Origin of the sequence: Rhizorhabdus antheiae, from assembly GCF_049889055.1 — a bacterium.
GTDB lineage: Bacteria > Pseudomonadota > Alphaproteobacteria > Sphingomonadales > Sphingomonadaceae > Rhizorhabdus.
Genome location: NZ_JBLTWO010000001.1, coordinates 120850 through 137702, shown reverse-complemented (window position 1 = coordinate 137702; position 16853 = coordinate 120850). Strand labels below are relative to the sequence as shown.

Genomic DNA, 16853 nt, shown 5'->3' with positions numbered 1-16853 from the left:
GGTCAAAGGCAGCGTCGCGCATTTCTGTGCATAGGCACGCGGGGCGGCAGGCTCAGGCCGCCTCGCGCTCCTCGGACTCGCTCGCCTGGCGCATCCACATCTCCGCATAGAGTCCTTCGCGCGCCATCAGATCGGCATGGGTGCCGCGCTCGACGATCTGGCCTGCCTCCAGCACGACGATTTCGTCGGCATGGACGATCGTCGACAGGCGGTGGGCGATGACGATCGTGGTCCGCCCCTGTTCGACATTGCGCAGCGTCGACTGGATGTCGGCCTCGGTGCGGCTGTCGAGCGCGCTGGTCGCCTCGTCCAGGATCAGGATCGGCGGGTTCTTGAGCAGGGTCCGGGCGATGGCGACGCGCTGCTTCTCGCCCCCGGACAGCTTCAACCCGCGCTCGCCGACCTTGGTGGCATAGCCCTTCGGAAGCGACAGGATGAACTCGTGGATCGAGGCACCGCGCGCCGCCGCCTCGATCTCCGCCTGGGTCGCGCCCTCGCGGCCATAGCCGATATTATAGCCGATCGTGTCGTTGAACAGGACGGTGTCCTGCGGGACGATGCCGATTGCCCGACGCAGCGACTCCTGCGTCACGCCGGCGATGTCCTGATCGTCGATCAGCACCCGGCCGCTGCTGATGTCGTAGAAGCGGTACAGGATCCGGGCGAGCGTCGACTTGCCCGCCCCCGACGGCCCGACGACGGCGAGCGTGCCGCCCGCCGGAATCCGCAGGTCGATGCCCTTGAGGATCGGTCGCTCGGGATCATAGGCGAAATGGACGTCGTCGAACCGCACCATGCCGCCCTGCACCGACAGCGCGGGGGCGCCCGGCCGGTCGACCACCTCGGCAGGGGTGTCGATCAGGCGGAACATCGCCTCCATATCGATCAGACCCTGCCGGATCTCCCGATAGACCATGCCCAGCAGATCGAGCGGACGGAACAGCTGCATCAGGATCGTGTTCACGAAGACGACGTCGCCGGGCGAGAACCAGCCCCGGCTCCAGCCATAGACGCTATAGCCCATGGCGCCCGCCATCATCAGGTTCGTGATCAGCGCCTGGCCGACGTTGAGCAGCGCCAGCGATGTCTCGTTACGCGTCGCGGCCGTCGCATAAGCCGCGACGGCGCGGCCATAATTCTCGGTCTCGCGGCGTTCCGCGCTGAAATATTTGACCGTTTCGTAATTCAGCAGCGAGTCGACTGCGCGCGCCGATGCGCGGGTGTCGGACTCGACCATCTCGCGCCGCATCTTCGCGCGCCATTCGGTCACCTTCTGGGTGAACACGGTATAGGCTGCGATTGCCAGCAGCGTTGCGATGACCAACTCGATCCCGAATTTGAAGAAGAAAATCAGGCAGACCGCAGTCAGCTCGAAGATGGTCGGGCCGATGTTGAACAGCAGGAAATAGAGCATCGTGTCGATGCTCTTCGTCCCGCGTTCGACGATCTTGGTCAGCGCGCCCGTGCGCCGTTCGAGATGATAGCGCAGCGACAGGCGGTGCAGCTGGCCGAACACCTCGACCGACAGCCGGCGGGCCGCATCCTGCCCGACCAGTTCGAAGATGGCGTTGCGCAGATTGTCGAACAGCACGCCACCGAAGCGGGCACCGGCATAGGCCGCAACCAGCGCGAGCGCGATCATCACGCCCGGCTCGAACCCCGGCGCCATCCGGTCGACGACCGCCTTATAGGCGAAGGGCATCAGCAGGACGGCGCTCTTCGCCGCAAGCACCATCAGCATGGCGATGACGACGCGCAGCCGCAGCATCGGTGCGTCCTTGGGCCACAAATAGGGCAGGAAGCGTTTCAGCGTGGCCCATCCCTGTTCGGGAGCGGCGGTCGAGGCGGAAAAATGATCAGGAGGCATCAGTGCGAAGATAGGGCCCCGACGGGCATCAGGGAAGGCCGCCGCGCACGCTATCTTGCGCGGAAAGCGACTTCACACAAAGGTAAGCAACACGATAGCATTATGTGCATTCGGACGCGCTATGTCGCGAAAGGGCGATATGTTTCTTCAATTGGTTTATATCAGCACGGCGCGGGCGACCCTCGAGCTGTCGGACGCCGAGGCCATTTTGCAGACCTCACGTCGCCGGAATGCGGCGGATGAAGTGAGCGGCCTGCTGATCTTTGACGGCAAGCGCTTTTTGCAGGCGCTGGAGGGGCCGGCAGATCAAGTCGCGCGGACTTATGAAAGAATTCAGGGCGATCCGCGCCATCGTGCGGTCGTGCAGCTCAATCGCGCAGAGGTGAGTGAGCGCCAGTTCGGCCCCTGGGCGATGGCGAGCCAGCTCGTTGGGCCGACCATGGGTACGGGGTCGATGATCGAGCAGGTCGACCAGCTGACCGACGCGATCGAGGACCCCAATATCAAGGCGACGCTGCGCAGCTTCGCCCGGGTGCGCGGCTCGGCCTGACCGCAAACCACGATTGGGTAACGAAAAAGGGCGAAGCCGCGACCGGCTCCGCCCCTTCTTCATGTCAGAACCGATCGACCTGGCGATCTCAAGCCGCTTCCCGCAGCCTGAAATCTGATCGCGCGTTGCGGTTATCGATCGTGAAGCGTCCCATCTGCTGCGCCAGCTGATCGGCCTCCTGGCCCAGGCTATAGGCGGCAGCGGTCGCTTCCTCGACCATCGCGGCATTCTGCTGGGTCACCTGGTCGAGTTCGTTCATCGCGACATTGATCTCCGACAGGCCGGTGGCCTGCGCGTCCGATGTTTCGGCAATCGCCCGGACGACGGCGGTAATTTCGCCGATCTTGGCGATGATCTTCTGCTGCGCGTCGCCGGCCTGTGCGACCAGACGGGCGCCTTCGTTCACCTCGCGGCAGCTGGCGACGATCTTGGCGGCGATATCCTGTGCCGCATCGGCGGACCGCTGGGCCAGCGCGCGGACCTCCGATGCGACGACTGCGAAGCCCTTGCCCGTCTCGCCGGCACGCGCCGCCTCGACTCCGGCATTGAGCGCCAGCAGGTTGGTCTGGAAGGCGATGCCTTCGATGACGCTGATGATCTCCGATATTTCGCGCGACGAGCGTTCGATTCCGTTCATCGACGCCGTGGCGGCGTGGACGATGCCTTCGCTTTCGGTTGCCTGGCTCTGAATGTCCCCGACCAGCGCGGCTGCCTTGCGCGCCTCTTCCGCCGATAGGGCCACCGAGGTCGACAATTCGGTCAGCGCGGCGCTCGTCTCCTCCAGGCTCGCCGCCTGGCGCTCGGTCCGGCAGGACAGGTCGTCGGATGCACGGCGGATCTCCTGCGATCCCGTGCGCACCCCGTCGCTCGCCGACGACAGCGCCTCGAGCGTCTCGGCGAGGCTGTCGATCGTCCTGTTGAGATCGGCCCGCAGCGCCTCGAATTCCTGCGGGAAGCGTCGGGTGATCCGGCAGCGCAGATCGCCGTCCGCCAGCCGGCGCAGCGAATCCCCGACATCCTTGACGACATGGCGCTGCGCCTCGGCAACGGTCTGCATATGCTCATCGGACGCGCGCAGATTCTCCGCATTGCCCCGGAAGATCTCCATGGCGGCCGCCATCCGGCCCACACAGTCGCCATGATCGCGAAACTCGATCGGGGGCGCGAGATCGCCTGCGGCCAGCCCCTCCATGCGAACCACGGTCGTGACATAAGGGTCGCAGATCAGCGCCTTGGCAGAGAGCCCCGTTGCGAGCGTAATGACCGCTCCAAAGCCCAGGATCGCAATCGCTGCAAAGGGATGGGTGGAACCGAACAGCAGCACGGCCAGCCCCGTTGCGGCGGTGCAGATCAGGAAGGCACAGGTCAGTAGATCGAATTTTTGTCGGATGGGCGCGTTCTTCGCGAACCAACGGATCATGAGAAATCTCCGGCGATCGTTTCGTGAACGCCGTACAACCCACCCCGTCACACGGCAGGTCGATCTAAGACCAAAGTCGTAAATGCTTCCTTTCGGAGATACGTAGTTCTACGAGAAAAATTGCGAAATCGCACCAAAATGGACGCAATTCCGCTGTTCTTTCAGACGCCCGGTGGCGTCAGCGCGCCCGTGATCCTGATTCCCGCGCCATCGACGCGATAGGTCTTGTTGAGGAAGATCAGGATCGAGGTCATCGCCTCGGCCGCCGCCGAGTTGACCAGCGCGCCGGCGTGGAGGCCGCGCAGTCCCATCGCATCCGCCAGCGCGACGACCTCTCCGCGGGCGTCCCTGTCGTCGCCGAATACCAGCACATCGCAGCCGATGTCCGCATCGGAGGCCAGCTTGTGCGCGGCGACATTGTGAAAGGCCGACACGAGGCGCACGCCTTCGCCCAACAGGCTGGCGGCGCGCACGGCCGCACTGCCTTCGGGCGGCATCTGCACGCGCATGACCTTCGGGGGAACGAGCGGCACGGTCGTGTCGACGACGATCTTGCCCGTCACGTGCGGCGCGATTTCGGCCAGCGTCGCGTCCTGGGCAGCGAAGGGGACGGTGACGATCACGATGTCGGCCGCCGTCGCGGCGGCGGCATTGCTTTCTGCTGCGTCGACGCCCAGCTCGCCGGCAGTGGCGGTAGCTTTGGCGGGGTCGCGCGAGCCCAGAATCACGCGATAGCCCGCACGGCCAAGGCGATAGGCGATCGCCGCGCCGAGCTTCCCGGTGCCGCCGATGATGGCGATCGATGGGGTGATGGTCATGGCAGATACTCCAGGGATGCCGTGCGCCGATCCTCGACGCGGTCGTAGCAGGTGGTGCGTTGCGCGATGGGGCGTGCGGCAGAGTGCGCGAGCGCGATCATCGCTTGGCGGTCGAGGCATTGGCCATTGATCCCGCCCGCGGCGCGGGTGATCGACTCGTCCATCAGGACTCCGCCCAGATCGTTCACCCCACAGTCGAGCAACTGGCGAACGCCGTCGGGGCCGAGCTTCACCCAGGACGCCTGGATGTTGGGGATGACCGGGTGGAGAACGATCCGCGCGATCGCGTGCATCAGCAGCGTCTCGCGCCAGGTCGGCCCCGACCGCGCGAGACCCTTGCGCCAGATCGGCGCTTCCATGTGCACGAAGGGCAGGGGGACGAATTCGGTGAAGCCGCCGGTCTCGGTCTGCAGTGCGCGGACGCGGATCAGATGGCGCGCCCAATGCTCATAGCGATCGACATGGCCGAACATGATCGTGGCGGTGCTGCGCAGGCCGACGCCATGGGCCGCGCGCATTACCTCCAGCCAGGCGTCGGCGCTCAGCTTGTCCGGGCAGAGGATCGCGCGGACCTCGGGGTCGAGGATTTCGGCGGCCGTGCCCGGCAGGGTCGACAGGCCCTCGGCGCGCAGCCGCGCCAGATAATCCTGCACCGGCAGATCGAGCGTCTCGGCGCCATGGCTGATCTCGAGCGGGGAGAAGGCGTGGATGTGGATATCGGGCGCCGCTGCGCGGACCGCCCGGACGATGTCGATATAGGTTTGCCCGTCAAAGGCAGGGTGGATGCCCCCCTGCAGGCAGACTTCGGTCGCCCCCCGCTCCCAGGCTTCCGCCGCACGGCGACCGACCTCGTCGAGGTCGAGGCGATAGGCGGCCCCGCGCTTGGATCGTGTCGAACCCTTGGAAAAGGCACAGAAGCCGCATTTGTATAGACATATATTGGTGTAGTTGATGTTGCGGTTGACCACATAGGTCACCGTCTCGCCGACCGCCTGCCGGCGCAGCTGGTCGGCGGTGGCGAGCACCGCGTGAAGATCGCCATCTTCAGCTCCGAACAGTGCGGTGATGTCGGCTTCCCCAAGCATTTCGCCGGACAGCGCGCGGCTCAGCACCCCGCCGATCCGCCGGCTGCGCCCGCGCTGGACGGGCGGCAAGGCGGGCGGCGTCTCCCCCGTGCCGGGCGACCAGTCCTCGATGCGCGGCAGGCCCCGGCCGTCGATGGCGCGACGGATGCCGGGTGCCAGCGCAGGATCGGCCCAGCGATCGACGTCGAGCGCATGGCGCGGGCCGATCGCCAGACGCTCGCGCAGGCTCCGCCCGGCGCGCGACGTCGCCTCTGCCAGCGCGTCGAGATGGGGCCAGGGCTTTTCGGGGTTCACATGATCGGGGGTCACCGGCGACACGCCGCCCCAGTCGTTGACACCCGCCTGAACGAGGGCTGCGAGCGCGGCCTCGTCGTGCAGGTTCGGCGGTGCCTGGATCGTCATCACGCCGCCGAGGATCAGCCGCGCGGCGGCGATGGTCCAGAGATGGTCGTCGAGCGAGGGTTCCGGGTGGCCGGCCATGCGGGTGCCCGCCTTCGCCCGGAAATTCTGGACGATCACCTCCTGGATATGGCCGTAGCGCGCATGGAGGTCGCGGATCGCGACCAGCGTCTCGATCCGTTCGCGCCGCGTCTCGCCGATGCCGATCAGCAGCCCCGTGGTGAAGGGGACGGACGCCTTGCCGGCCTCTTCGATCGCGGCGAGGCGCGCGGCGGGGCGTTTGTCGGGCGACCCGAAATGGGGACCGCCGCGCTCGCACAGCCGGTCGGCGCTGCTTTCCAGCATCAGGCCCATCGATGCGGCGACCGGGCGCAGCGCGGCATAGTCGGCGGCGTCCATCAGGCCGGGGTTAAGATGCGGCAGCAGTCCGCTTTCCGCCAGCACCATCGCCGCCATGTCGCGCAGGTAGCCGAGCGTCGAAAGATGTCCGTTCGCTGCCAGCGCATCGCGCGCCGCCGGATAGCGGTCCTCGGGCCGGTCGCCCAGCGTGAACAGCGCTTCCCGGCATCCGGCGGCGACGCCGGCGCGGGCGACCTCGCGGATCGCGTCGGGGCTCAGATAGGGGGTGCGGACCTTGGCTGGCGTCGTGGCGAAGGTGCAATAATGGCAGACGTCACGGCACAGCCGGGTCAGCGGGATGAAGACCTTGCGCGAATAGGTGACGACCGGGCCATGGGCGTCGAGCGTGGCCGCCTCGGCCATCGCCATCATCTCCGCCAGCGGCAGGACGGTCAGGCGGTCGTCCCACTCGGCTGCGCTGGCACTGCCTTCGCTGCTGCTCCTCACATCCTCGCCCATATTTGCTCGACCGTGCCCCAGCCGCGCTTTTGCGCCGTTCCGGTGGCTGGGTCAGTGCTGGGGGAGGGTGGGAAGTCTTGTCAACCGCGCGCCGGGGCGAACCGGCGCGCGGGATCATCTGGTGAGCGGGCGCGGTATCGTCGCCCTGCGTCGATATCCGTGGAAGCTTACTCGATCGTCTCGGCGAGATCGCGGTTGAGCCACAGGGCGACGAGCGTCGCGGCCGCGCCCGACAGCAAATAGGTGCCTGCCGACATCAGGCCGAACTGGCTCGCAAGAACAAGAGCAGCAAGCGGCGCGAAGCCCGCGCCGAACAGCCAGGCGAGGTCCGAGGTCAGCGCCGATCCCGTATAGCGGTGGCGCGGGGAGAAGCGCGAGGACAGCGCACCCGAAGACTGGCCGAAGGACAGGCCGAGCAGGATGAAGCCCAGCAACATGAAGATCGTCTCGCCGGTCTCGCCCGCATCGAGCAGCTGCGGCGCGAAGCCGCTGAACGCGGCGATCGCGGCGGCCGATGCGCCAAGCACGGTGCGGCGGCCGAAGCGGTCGGAGAGATAGCCCGAGGCGACGATGGCGGCGATACCGAAGCAGGCGGCGATCGCCTCGATCAACAGGAAGCGGGTCGGGCTGTCGTCGGTGAACAGGAAAACCCAGGACAGCGGGAAGACGGTCACCATATGGAACATGGCGAAGCTGGCGAGCGGGGCGAAAGCGCCCATAGCGATCGTCCGCCATTCGGTGCGTGCGGTGTCCAGCAGTGGAGCCGGCTGAAGTTCGCGGTGTTCGAACAGCGTGTCATATTCGGGCGTAACGACGATGCGCAGGCGGGCGAACAGCGCCACCACATTGATCGCGAAGGCGACGAAAAAGGGATAGCGCCAGCCCCATTCGAGGAAGTCCTGCGCGGGCAGCGACGCAATCAAGAAGGTGAACAGCAGGCTTGCCACGACCAGACCGATCGGGGCGCCCAGCTGCGGGAGCATCGCATACCAACCGCGCTTCTTCTCGGGCGCGTTGATCGCCAGCAGCGAAGCGAGGCCGTCCCACGAACCACCCAGCGCCACGCCCTGGCCCATGCGGAACAGCGCCAAGAGGAGAGCGGAGCCATGGCCGATCGTCTCGTAGCCCGGCAGGAAAGCGATGGCTGCCGTCGATCCGCCGAGCAGGAACAGCGCGATCGTCAGCTTGGCGCCGCGCCCGTAGAGGCGGTCGACATTGGTGAAGATCAGCGTGCCCACCGGTCGCGCGACGAAGGCCAGCGCGAAGATGACGAAAGAGTAAAGCGTGCCCGTCACGGCATCGGCGTAGGGAAAAACGAGGCTGGGAAAGACGAGTACCGACGCGATCGCGTAGACGAAGAAGTCGAAGAATTCAGAGGTGCGACCGATGACCACGCCGATCGCAATTTCGCCCGGCGCCACCTTGTGATGGCCTTCGTGCAAGCTGCGGGCGTCGCGCTCCGCCGTCGTGCCGTTGATCGACTGCGCACTCATCCTTCGACTCCTCGGGGTGCCGGCATCGGACACCAACAGGCCATGGTCCATGCTCCCGCGAATCGCTTCGCCGGACATAGGCTTATCGGTCATTGATCCTGATCAAAGGGATTGGACAAAATGTCCTATGTGCGTCGCAGCAGTAGCGTCCTACCTGCGCGCCATGTCCGAACGATCGCGCCGACTCACCGCCCTCTGGCAGATTTCCAAGCGTCTGCCGCTGGTTTCCGCTGCGGCACTCCTGTCGGGGTGCAACATGGTCGTGCTCAACCCCGCTGGCGATGTTGCGATGCAACAGGGTCGGCTCGTTGTGATGTCGACCCTGTTGATGCTGCTCATCATCGTACCGGTGATCGCGCTGACGCTGCTCTTCGCCTGGAAGTATCGCGCGGCCAACAAGGAAGCGCGCTACGAGCCGGACTGGGATCATTCGACCCACCTCGAACTGGTTATCTGGTCGGCGCCGCTGCTGATCATCATCTGCCTCGGCGCGCTGACCTGGGTCGGCACCCATCTGCTCGACCCGTGGCGGCCGATCTCGCGCACCGCCCCGGGTAAGCCCGTCGCCGCCGAAGTCCGGCCGCTCGACGTGCAGGTGGTGGCGCTCGACTGGAAATGGCTGTTCATCTATCCCGAGCAGGGCGTCGCCACGGTCAACGAGCTGGCGCTGCCGGTCGATCGGCCAGTCCGCTTCCGCATCTCGGCCTCTTCGGTGATGAACAGCTTCTACGTTCCGGCACTTGCGGGGCAGATCTACGCGATGCCGGCGATGGAGACGAAGCTCCACGCGGTGCTCAACAAGCCCGGCGCCTATAAGGGCTTTTCGGGCAATTACAGTGGCGCAGGCTTTTCGACGATGCGCTTCCGCGTGAAGGGCTTGAGCGAGCAGGGTTTCGCGGCCTGGGCGGAAGCGGCGCGCAAGGCACCTGCCCGCCTTGATCGGGCGACCTATCTGAAGCTGGAGCGGCCCAGCGAGCGCGAGCCGGTGCGGCGCTATGCAGCGGTCGAGCAGGGTCTGTTCGACGCCGTCGTCAATCTCTGCGTCGAGCCCGGCAAGATGTGCATGCGCGACATGATGGCGATCGATGCGCGCGGCGGCATGGGGCTGGCCGGCATCCACAATGTCCGTGCGCTCGAATATGACAAGTTCGCCGGCCGGGGCTCGGTCCCCTTCGCGACGACGGCGCAGCCGATGATGGTCGCGGCCAGCTGCGCACCGATGAAGCCGCGCGAACCTGCCGAGGAAGCGGTCAGGCTGACCAGTCTCGCGCCGCTCAAGGGCTTCGGTCTCAGCCGACCGGGTACATCGTCGCCGCTGCTGACGCTCGCCGCCAACACCACCCCTGCCGCGCCTCGGCGCGCGTCCTGATCCCCGGGAAAGAGAATATGACGTCCGCTCCCACTCCGATCGATCCGATCTTCGGGCGACTGTCGCTCGACGTCCTGCCGCTCCACGAGCCGATCGTCGTCGCCACCTTCGTCGCGGTGGTGATTGGCGGCGCGGCGGTGCTCGGCCTGATCACCCGCTACCGGCTCTGGGGCTGGCTGTGGCGCGACTGGTTCACCAGCGTCGACCATAAGAAGATCGGCATCATGTACATGGTGCTCGGCCTGATCATGTTCCTGCGCGGCTTCGCCGACGCGATCATGATGCGTCTCCAGCAGGCGATGGCCTTCGGCGGGTCGGAGGGCTATCTCAACGCCCATCATTACGACCAGATCTTCACCGCCCATGGCGTGATCATGATCTTCTTCGTGGCGATGCCCTTCGTCACCGGCCTGATGAACTATGTCGTGCCGCTGCAGATCGGCGCGCGCGATGTGTCCTTTCCCTTCCTCAACAATTTCAGCTTCTGGATGACGGCGGCGGGCGCGGGCCTGGTCATGTGCTCGCTGTTCGTGGGCGAGTTCGCGCAGACCGGCTGGCTCGCCTATCCTCCGCTGTCGGGGATCGCCTACAGCCCCGCGAGCGGCGTCGATTATTATATCTGGGCGCTCCAGATAGCGGGCGTCGGCACGACATTATCGGGCATCAACCTGGTCGTCACGATCCTCAAGATGCGCGCGCCGGGCATGACGATGATGAAGATGCCGGTGTTCACCTGGACGTCGCTGTGCACCAACGTGCTGATCGTCGCGTCCTTCCCGGTGCTGACCGCCGTCCTCGCGCTGCTCAGCCTCGACCGTTATGTCGGCACCAATTTCTTCACGAACGACTTCGGCGGCAGCCCGATGATGTACGTGAACCTGATCTGGATCTGGGGCCACCCCGAGGTCTACATCCTGATCCTTCCGCTGTTCGGCGTCTTCTCCGAGGTGACCTCGACCTTCTCGGGCAAGAAGCTGTTTGGTTACACCTCGATGGTCTACGCGACGATCGTCATCACGATTCTGTCCTACCTCGTCTGGCTGCACCACTTCTTCACCATGGGATCGGGTGCCAGCGTCAACAGCTTCTTCGGTATCACCACGATGGTGATCTCGATCCCGACGGGCGCCAAGCTCTTCAACTGGCTGTTCACCATGTATCGCGGCCGGATCCGCTTCGAGCTGCCGATGCTGTGGACGATCGCCTTCATGGTGACCTTCACCGTGGGCGGCATGACCGGCGTGCTGCTGGCGGTGCCGCCGGCCGACTTCGTGCTGCACAACTCGCTGTTCCTGATCGCGCATTTCCACAATGTGATCATCGGCGGCGTGCTGTTCGGCCTGTTCGCGGCGATCAACTTCTGGTGGCCCAAGGCCTTCGGCTTCAAGCTCGACGTGTTCTGGGGCAAGATCAGCTTCTGGTGCTGGGTCGTCGGCTTCTGGCTCGCCTTCATGCCGCTCTATGTGCTCGGCCTGATGGGCGTAACCCGCCGGATGCGCGTGTTCGACGATCCCTCGCTGCAGATCTGGTTCGTCATCGCGGCGATCGGCGCGGTGATCATCGCCGCCGGCATCGGCGCCATGCTCGTCCAGTTCGCGGTCAGCATCTGGAAGCGCGAGGAACTGCGCGACGAGACCGGCGACCCCTGGAACGCCCGCACGCTCGAATGGGCGACCAGCTCGCCGCCGCCCGACTATAATTTCGCGTTCACGCCGGTGATCCACTCGCTCGACGCCTGGTACGACATGAAGGCACGCGGCGCGGAGCGCCCGGTGACCGGCTTCAGGGCGATACACATGCCGAGCAACACCGGCACCGGCATCATCCTCGCGGGGCTCAGCGCGGTCTGCGGCTTCGCCCTGATCTGGTATATGTGGTGGCTCGCGGGGCTGAGCTTCGCCGCGCTGCTGACGGTCGCGATCGTCCATACCTTCAACTACCGGCGCGACTTCTACATTCCGGTCGAGACCGTCGAGGCGGCCGAAGCGGTGCGGACGCGCCAGCTCGCCGCGCAGGGAGCGTGACCATGCAGAACCAGGCCATGACCTCCGCCGGAGCGCTGTCCTTCTACGACCTCGACGAGCATGCGCATCCCGAGGGCCACAGCACGATGCTGGGCTTCTGGATCTACCTGATGAGCGACTGCCTCATCTTCGCGATCCTGTTCGCCTGCTATGCGGTGCTCGGGGGCAATCTTGCGGCCGGCCCCGGCCCGAAAGACCTGTTCGATCTGCCGCTGGTCGCGGTGAACACCGCGATGCTGCTCTTCTCGTCGATCACCTATGGCTTCGCGATGCTGGCGATGCAACGCGGCGCAAAGCAGGCGGTGCTCGGCTGGCTGGCGGTGACCGGGCTGTTCGGCGCGGTCTTCCTCGGCATAGAGCTCTATGAGTTCCACCACCTGATCCATATCGGGGCGACGCCCCAGCGCAGCGCCTTCCTGTCGGCCTTCTTCACCCTGGTCGGCACGCATGGATTGCACGTCACCTTCGGTACGATCTGGCTGGTCACGCTGATGGTGCAGGTGTCGCGCTATGGCCTGATCCAGGCGAACCAGCGCCGCCTGATGTGCCTCAGCCTGTTCTGGCACTTCCTCGACGTCATCTGGATCGGCGTCTTCACCTTCGTCTATCTCATGGGAATGCTGCGATGAGCGCCGACCACAGCTCCGTCCACGGCCATGCCGACCCGCACCATGGCGACCATGGCGGCAGCGGCCATGGCACGATGCGCGATTATGTCATCGGCTTCCTGCTGTCGGTCATACTGACCGCCATCCCCTTCTGGCTGGTCATGGCGCGGCCCTTTCCCGCGGGAGTCACGGCGGCGCTGATCGTCGCCTTCGCGGTCGTGCAGATGGTCGTCCATATGGTCTACTTCCTGCACATGAACGGCAAGTCGGAGGGCGGTTGGACGATGACCGCGCTGGTCTTCACCCTGATCCTCGTCGTGATCATGCTGACGGGATCGCTCTGGGTGATGTTCCACCTCAACGCCAATATGATGCCCATGCCGCACGATATGAGCCAGATGCCGTGACGATGCGCCGTCCGGCACGGACGGGCGCCGCGCTCGTCCTGCTGGCGCTCGCGCTGGTCTTCGTGGGGCTGGGCGTCTGGCAGGTCCAGCGCCGCGCCTGGAAACATGCGCTGATCGCGACGGTCGAGGGACGGGTCCATGCCGCTCCCGTGGCGCCGCCCGCGCCGGGCAGACTCACGTCTCCGGACGTGACGGACCTCGCCTATCTCCGCATTGTGGCGAGGGGCCGCTATCGGCCCGGTCCCGACATCTTGGTCCGCGCGGTCAGCGATCTGGGTGCCGGCTATTGGGTGATGACGCCGTTCGATACCGACAATGGGTTCGCGATCCTCGTCAACCGGGGCTTCGTGGCGCAGGACGACAAGGATCGGGCGCGGTGGAGACCCAACGGGGCGGTTGTTCTTACCGGCCTGCTGCGGCCATCCGAGCCGGGGGGCGGTTTCCTGCGCGCCAATGATCCGGCCGGCGGCCGCTGGTATTCGCGCGACGTCGCTTCGATCGCCCGCGCGGCGAGGCTGGGTCCGGTCGCACCCTATTTCGTCGACGCGGGGCGGTTGCCTGGCGGAGATGGCCCAGTGGGTGGGCTGACGGTGATCCGCTTTTCGGATAACCATGCTGTCTATGCGCTCACCTGGTTCATCATGGCTCTGATGTCCGCCTTTGGCGCCTGGTGGCTTTCGCGCCCCGTTCGCCCTCTGGCGGACTGAAGCATGACGGAAGACCTCCGGTCCAGCTGGCCCGGCGGCGGTGACGACACCGGCCGGCGCAACATGGAGCTTCTGCTCCAGCTGCGCTGGATCGCGGTCGGCGGGCAGCTGTTCACGATCCTGGTCGTCCGTGGAGTGATGGGGGTCGAGCTTCCGCTTGTTCCCCTGCTGGTCGTTCCTGCACTGCTGGCGGTGATCAACCTGTTGAGCTGGCCGCTGATCCAGCGTCGCGGCGCGGTATCCAACACCGAACTGACGGTCGCGCTGCTGATCGACGTGGCGGCGCTCGCCTGGCAGCTCCATCATAGCGGCGGGCTCGACAACCCGTTCACCTCGCTCTTCCTGTTGCAGGTCGTGATCGGCGCCATCCTGCTCGAGCCGCGCTCGTCCTGGGGCATCGTGGCCGCGACCTTCCTGGCGCTCACCATGCTCTCGCTCGACCCGGCGCCCCTGAACCTTCCCGGGCGCTATGCCGAGGATCCGATGCACCTCTATCTGCAGGGCAGCATCGTCTGCTTTGCGCTGATCGCGGTGCTGCTCGTAGCCTTCGTCGCGCGGATCAGCCGGAATCTGCGCGACCGCGATTCCTCGCTCGCCAAGGTCCGCCAGCGCGCCGCCGAGGAGGATCATATCGTCCGCATGGGCCTTCTGGCCTCCGGCGCAGCCCATGAACTGGGCACGCCGCTCTCCTCGCTGTCGGTGCTGATCGGTGACCTGAAGCGGATGCCGAAGCTGGCCGACGATCCCGACCTGCGCGAGGATCTCGCCGACATGGATGCGGCCGTGCAGCGCTGCAAGGCGATCGTCAGCGGCATATTGATGTCCGCCGGCGAAGCGCGCGGGGTGGCGCCTGCGGTCACGACGATGCGCAGCTTCCTCGACGGCATCGTCGACGAATGGCGCACCATCCGCCGCTCGGGCGCGATCGACTATGTCGACCGCTTCGGGGAGGATGTACCGATTGTTTCCGATCCGGCGCTGAAGCAGGTGCTGGGCAACATCATCGACAATGCGGCCGACTTCTCGCCCGACTGGGTGGGCATCAGCGCGACGCGCGAGCAGGACGCGCTGATCCTGGAGATCGCCGACCGGGGGCCGGGCTTCGCGCCCGACATTTTGTCCTCCTTCGGCCAGCCCTATCGATCGACCAAGGGCAAGCCCGGCGGCGGCCTGGGGCTGTTTCTGCTGGTCAATGTGGTGCGCAAGCTGGGCGGCGAAGCGGAGGCGGGCAACCGCGACGGAGGCGGTGCCTATGTGCGCGTGCGCCTGCCGATCGCGGCGCTCGCTTATGGCAAGGAGGCGCGGACATGACCGACCAGAAGCTGCTGGTGATCGTCGAGGACGATGTCGGTTTCGCCCGCACCCTGAAGCGATCCTTCGAGCGGCGCGGCTATGGCGTGATCGTGGCACATAGCCACGAGGAACTGACCGTGCTGCTCAAGACGAACCATCCCGGTTTCGCGGTGGTCGATCTGAAACTGGGTGGAGCTTCGGGGCTGGTCTGCGTCCAGACGCTGCGCGCACTGGATGAGGCGATGAAGATCGTCGTGCTGACCGGCTTCGCCAGCATCGCCACGGCGGTCGAGGCGATCAAGCTCGGCGCCTCCTATTATCTCGCCAAGCCGTCGAACACTGACGACATCGAAGCGGCCTTCGCCAAGACCGAGGGCGATCCCGATGCCGTGGTCGAGGGGCGCCAGTCGTCGATCAAGACGGTGGAGTGGGAGCATATCCACCAGACGCTGGTCGAGACCGACTTCAACATCTCCGAGACCGCCCGCCGGCTGGGCATGCACCGTCGGACACTGGCCCGGAAGCTGGAAAAGCGCCAGCTTCGCTAGAGTGCTAGGCCGTTGACCGGCACTGCCGCGACGCCGTCGGCTTCGAAGCTCGCGATCGGATAGGCGCAATAATCGGCCGCATAATATGCGCTGGGCCGGTGATTGCCCGAAGCGCCCAGCCCGCCGAACGGCATATTGCCCGCGGCTCCGGTCGTCGGCCGGTTGCGGTTGACCACCCCGGCGCGGCTTTCCTCGACGAAGCGGGTCCATAGGGCGGCGTCGGCGCTGACGAGGCCGGCGGACAGGCCATAGACGGTGTCGTTGGCGGTGCGGATCGCAGCATCGAAATCGGGTACGCGGATGATTTGCGCGACCGGCGCAAAGATTTCCTCGTCGGGCAGGGCTATGCCGGTCGTGTCGAGGATGGCGGGCGTGACGAAGGCCTCCGAGCGGCCAGGGATGCGGTCGAAGGCGCGGATCGTGCGGGCGCCGGCGGCGACCATCGCCGCGACACCCTGGCGGGCGCGATCGGCGGCGGGCGCGGAGATCAGCGGCCCCATGAAGGCCTCGCCTAGCTCGTCCCAGGCGGCGATCGGCACGCGTGCGGTAAGCGCGTCCAGCGCATCGACGATGGCGTCGCCCATGCGTCCTTCAGGCACGATGATCCGCCGCGCGCAGGAGCAGCGCTGTCCGGTGGTGATGAAGGCCGAATTGACGATGATCGAGGCGGCCTCCTCCGGCGAATCCCACACGACCAGAGGATTGTTGCCGCCCAGTTCGAGCGCCATGATGACATGCGGACGGTCGACCAGCGCGCGCCGCAGCGCCGCGCCGCCCTGCGGCGAACCGGTGAACAGCAATCCATCGATGTCCGACGCCACCAGCGCGCGGCCGGTGTCGGGGCCGCCCTGGACGAGCCCCAGCAGCCCATCGGGCAGACCGGCGTCACGCCACGCGGAAACCATCGCCTCGCCGATCGCCGGGGTCAGTTCGGACGGCTTGAACACCACCGCATTGCCCGCCAGCAGTGCCGGCACGATATGGCCATTCGGCAAATGGCCGGGGAAGTTATAGGGGCCGAGCACCGCCATGACGCCATGCCCGCGATGGCGCAGCACGGCGCGGCCGAAGGGCATGTCCGCCGCGCGCTCGCCCGCGCGCTCGGCCATCGCCGCGATCGAGATGTCGACCTTGCCGATCATCGAGCCGATCTCGGCGCGGGTTTCCCACAGCAGCTTGCCGGTCTCGCGCGACAGCAGTTCAGCGAGCGCTTCGCGACGTTCGCCTAATAGGACCGCATAGCGTTTCGCTACCCTGATCCGCTCCTCGGCCGAAGCCGCGCGCCACGGACCCAGCGCCGCGCGGGCAGCGGCGACCGCGCGGGCGACGTCGGCCGGGCCGGAGACGGCGCCGCGCCAGACGATGGCACCGCTGGCGGGGTCGGTCGAAACAAGCTCTTCCATCATC

The 16853-nt window shown here is 66.2% G+C and carries 14 protein-coding genes; 8 read left to right on the top strand and 6 right to left on the bottom strand.

Annotated elements, in window-relative coordinates:
• Positions 1-52 precede the first annotated feature (52 nt).
• The gene (locus tag ACNI3R_RS00555) at positions 53-1867 is read right to left on the bottom strand and encodes an ABCB family ABC transporter ATP-binding protein/permease (RefSeq protein WP_426179016.1); all 1815 of its coding nucleotides are present in this window, start codon (positions 1865-1867) and stop codon (positions 53-55) included.
• 121 nt (positions 1868-1988) lie between these two features.
• Here ACNI3R_RS00555 and ACNI3R_RS00550 point away from each other — a divergent pair, with 121 nt between their 5' ends.
• Positions 1989-2417, top strand: coding sequence for a BLUF domain-containing protein (locus tag ACNI3R_RS00550; protein ID WP_426179014.1), 429 nt, complete (start codon positions 1989-1991; stop codon positions 2415-2417).
• Between the two features lie 88 nt (positions 2418-2505).
• Here ACNI3R_RS00550 and ACNI3R_RS00545 read toward each other — a convergent pair whose 3' ends face one another.
• The 4 genes from ACNI3R_RS00545 to ACNI3R_RS00530 all read right to left on the bottom strand — a co-directional run bounded on the left by ACNI3R_RS00545 (position 2506) and on the right by ACNI3R_RS00530 (position 8490).
• On the bottom strand, positions 2506-3837 hold the full coding sequence (locus ACNI3R_RS00545; RefSeq protein ID WP_426179012.1) for a methyl-accepting chemotaxis protein: 1332 nt from the start codon (positions 3835-3837) through the stop codon (positions 2506-2508).
• Between the two features lie 161 nt (positions 3838-3998).
• Positions 3999-4655: an NADPH-dependent F420 reductase gene (gene npdG / locus ACNI3R_RS00540; protein ID WP_426179010.1), complete on the bottom strand. Its 657-nt coding sequence runs from the start codon at positions 4653-4655 to the stop codon at positions 3999-4001.
• A complete protein-coding gene (gene cofH / locus ACNI3R_RS00535) occupies positions 4652-6910 on the bottom strand; it encodes a 5-amino-6-(D-ribitylamino)uracil--L-tyrosine 4-hydroxyphenyl transferase CofH (protein ID WP_426180229.1) in 2259 nt (752 codons plus the stop codon). The genes npdG and cofH overlap by 4 nt, the downstream gene beginning before the upstream one ends.
• A 254-nt stretch (positions 6911-7164) precedes the next feature.
• A complete protein-coding gene (locus ACNI3R_RS00530) occupies positions 7165-8490 on the bottom strand; it encodes an MFS transporter (protein WP_426179008.1) in 1326 nt (441 codons plus the stop codon).
• A 163-nt stretch (positions 8491-8653) separates the two neighbouring features.
• Here ACNI3R_RS00530 and cyoA point away from each other — a divergent pair, with 163 nt between their 5' ends.
• From cyoA to ACNI3R_RS00495, 7 genes are read left to right on the top strand one after another with little or no spacing between them, the layout of a single operon-like run.
• Positions 8654-9859 carry a ubiquinol oxidase subunit II gene (gene cyoA / locus ACNI3R_RS00525; RefSeq protein WP_459112866.1) on the top strand — a complete coding sequence of 402 codons (1206 nt, stop codon included), beginning with the start codon at positions 8654-8656 and terminating at the stop codon, positions 9857-9859.
• A gap of 17 nt (positions 9860-9876) precedes the next feature.
• A complete protein-coding gene (gene cyoB / locus ACNI3R_RS00520) occupies positions 9877-11883 on the top strand; it encodes a cytochrome o ubiquinol oxidase subunit I (protein ID WP_426179007.1) in 2007 nt (668 codons plus the stop codon).
• A gap of 2 nt (positions 11884-11885) precedes the next feature.
• Positions 11886-12512 (top strand): cytochrome o ubiquinol oxidase subunit III, encoded by a 627-nt coding sequence (gene cyoC, locus ACNI3R_RS00515; RefSeq protein WP_426179005.1) that lies wholly within the window; start codon positions 11886-11888, stop codon positions 12510-12512.
• On the top strand, positions 12509-12898 hold the full coding sequence (cyoD, locus tag ACNI3R_RS00510) for a cytochrome o ubiquinol oxidase subunit IV (protein WP_426179003.1): 390 nt from the start codon (positions 12509-12511) through the stop codon (positions 12896-12898). The genes cyoC and cyoD overlap by 4 nt, the downstream gene beginning before the upstream one ends.
• Positions 12899-12900: 2 nt before the next feature.
• On the top strand, positions 12901-13605 hold the full coding sequence (locus ACNI3R_RS00505) for an SURF1 family protein (protein ID WP_426180227.1): 705 nt from the start codon (positions 12901-12903) through the stop codon (positions 13603-13605).
• 3 nt (positions 13606-13608) lie between these two features.
• Positions 13609-14916, top strand: a complete 1308-nt coding sequence (locus ACNI3R_RS00500) for an ATP-binding protein (protein WP_426179001.1) — start codon at positions 13609-13611, stop codon at positions 14914-14916.
• Positions 14913-15446, top strand: coding sequence for a response regulator transcription factor (locus tag ACNI3R_RS00495; protein ID WP_426178999.1), 534 nt, complete (start codon positions 14913-14915; stop codon positions 15444-15446). Before ACNI3R_RS00500 ends, ACNI3R_RS00495 begins: the two co-directional genes overlap by 4 nt.
• Here the strand turns inward: ACNI3R_RS00495 and astD are convergent.
• Positions 15443-16849 (bottom strand): succinylglutamate-semialdehyde dehydrogenase, encoded by a 1407-nt coding sequence (gene astD, locus ACNI3R_RS00490; RefSeq protein ID WP_426180225.1) that lies wholly within the window; start codon positions 16847-16849, stop codon positions 15443-15445. The genes ACNI3R_RS00495 and astD overlap by 4 nt on opposite strands.
• Between the last annotated feature and the right edge of the window lie 4 nt (positions 16850-16853).

Coding starts and splice junctions, on each gene's coding strand:
- ACNI3R_RS00555 (WP_426179016.1), bottom strand. CDS start 1,867: ATGCCTCCTGATCATTTTTCCGCCTCGACCGCCGCTCCCGAACAGGGA.
- ACNI3R_RS00550 (WP_426179014.1), top strand. CDS start 1,989: ATGTCGCGAAAGGGCGATATGTTTCTTCAATTGGTTTATATCAGCACG.
- ACNI3R_RS00545 (WP_426179012.1), bottom strand. CDS start 3,837: ATGATCCGTTGGTTCGCGAAGAACGCGCCCATCCGACAAAAATTCGAT.
- npdG (WP_426179010.1), bottom strand. CDS start 4,655: ATGACCATCACCCCATCGATCGCCATCATCGGCGGCACCGGGAAGCTC.
- cofH (WP_426180229.1), bottom strand. CDS start 6,910: ATGATGGCGATGGCCGAGGCGGCCACGCTCGACGCCCATGGCCCGGTC.
- ACNI3R_RS00530 (WP_426179008.1), bottom strand. CDS start 8,490: ATGAGTGCGCAGTCGATCAACGGCACGACGGCGGAGCGCGACGCCCGC.
- cyoA (WP_459112866.1), top strand. CDS start 8,654: ATGTCCGAACGATCGCGCCGACTCACCGCCCTCTGGCAGATTTCCAAG.
- cyoB (WP_426179007.1), top strand. CDS start 9,877: ATGACGTCCGCTCCCACTCCGATCGATCCGATCTTCGGGCGACTGTCG.
- cyoC (WP_426179005.1), top strand. CDS start 11,886: ATGCAGAACCAGGCCATGACCTCCGCCGGAGCGCTGTCCTTCTACGAC.
- cyoD (WP_426179003.1), top strand. CDS start 12,509: ATGAGCGCCGACCACAGCTCCGTCCACGGCCATGCCGACCCGCACCAT.
- ACNI3R_RS00505 (WP_426180227.1), top strand. CDS start 12,901: ATGCGCCGTCCGGCACGGACGGGCGCCGCGCTCGTCCTGCTGGCGCTC.
- ACNI3R_RS00500 (WP_426179001.1), top strand. CDS start 13,609: ATGACGGAAGACCTCCGGTCCAGCTGGCCCGGCGGCGGTGACGACACC.
- ACNI3R_RS00495 (WP_426178999.1), top strand. CDS start 14,913: ATGACCGACCAGAAGCTGCTGGTGATCGTCGAGGACGATGTCGGTTTC.
- astD (WP_426180225.1), bottom strand. CDS start 16,849: ATGGAAGAGCTTGTTTCGACCGACCCCGCCAGCGGTGCCATCGTCTGG.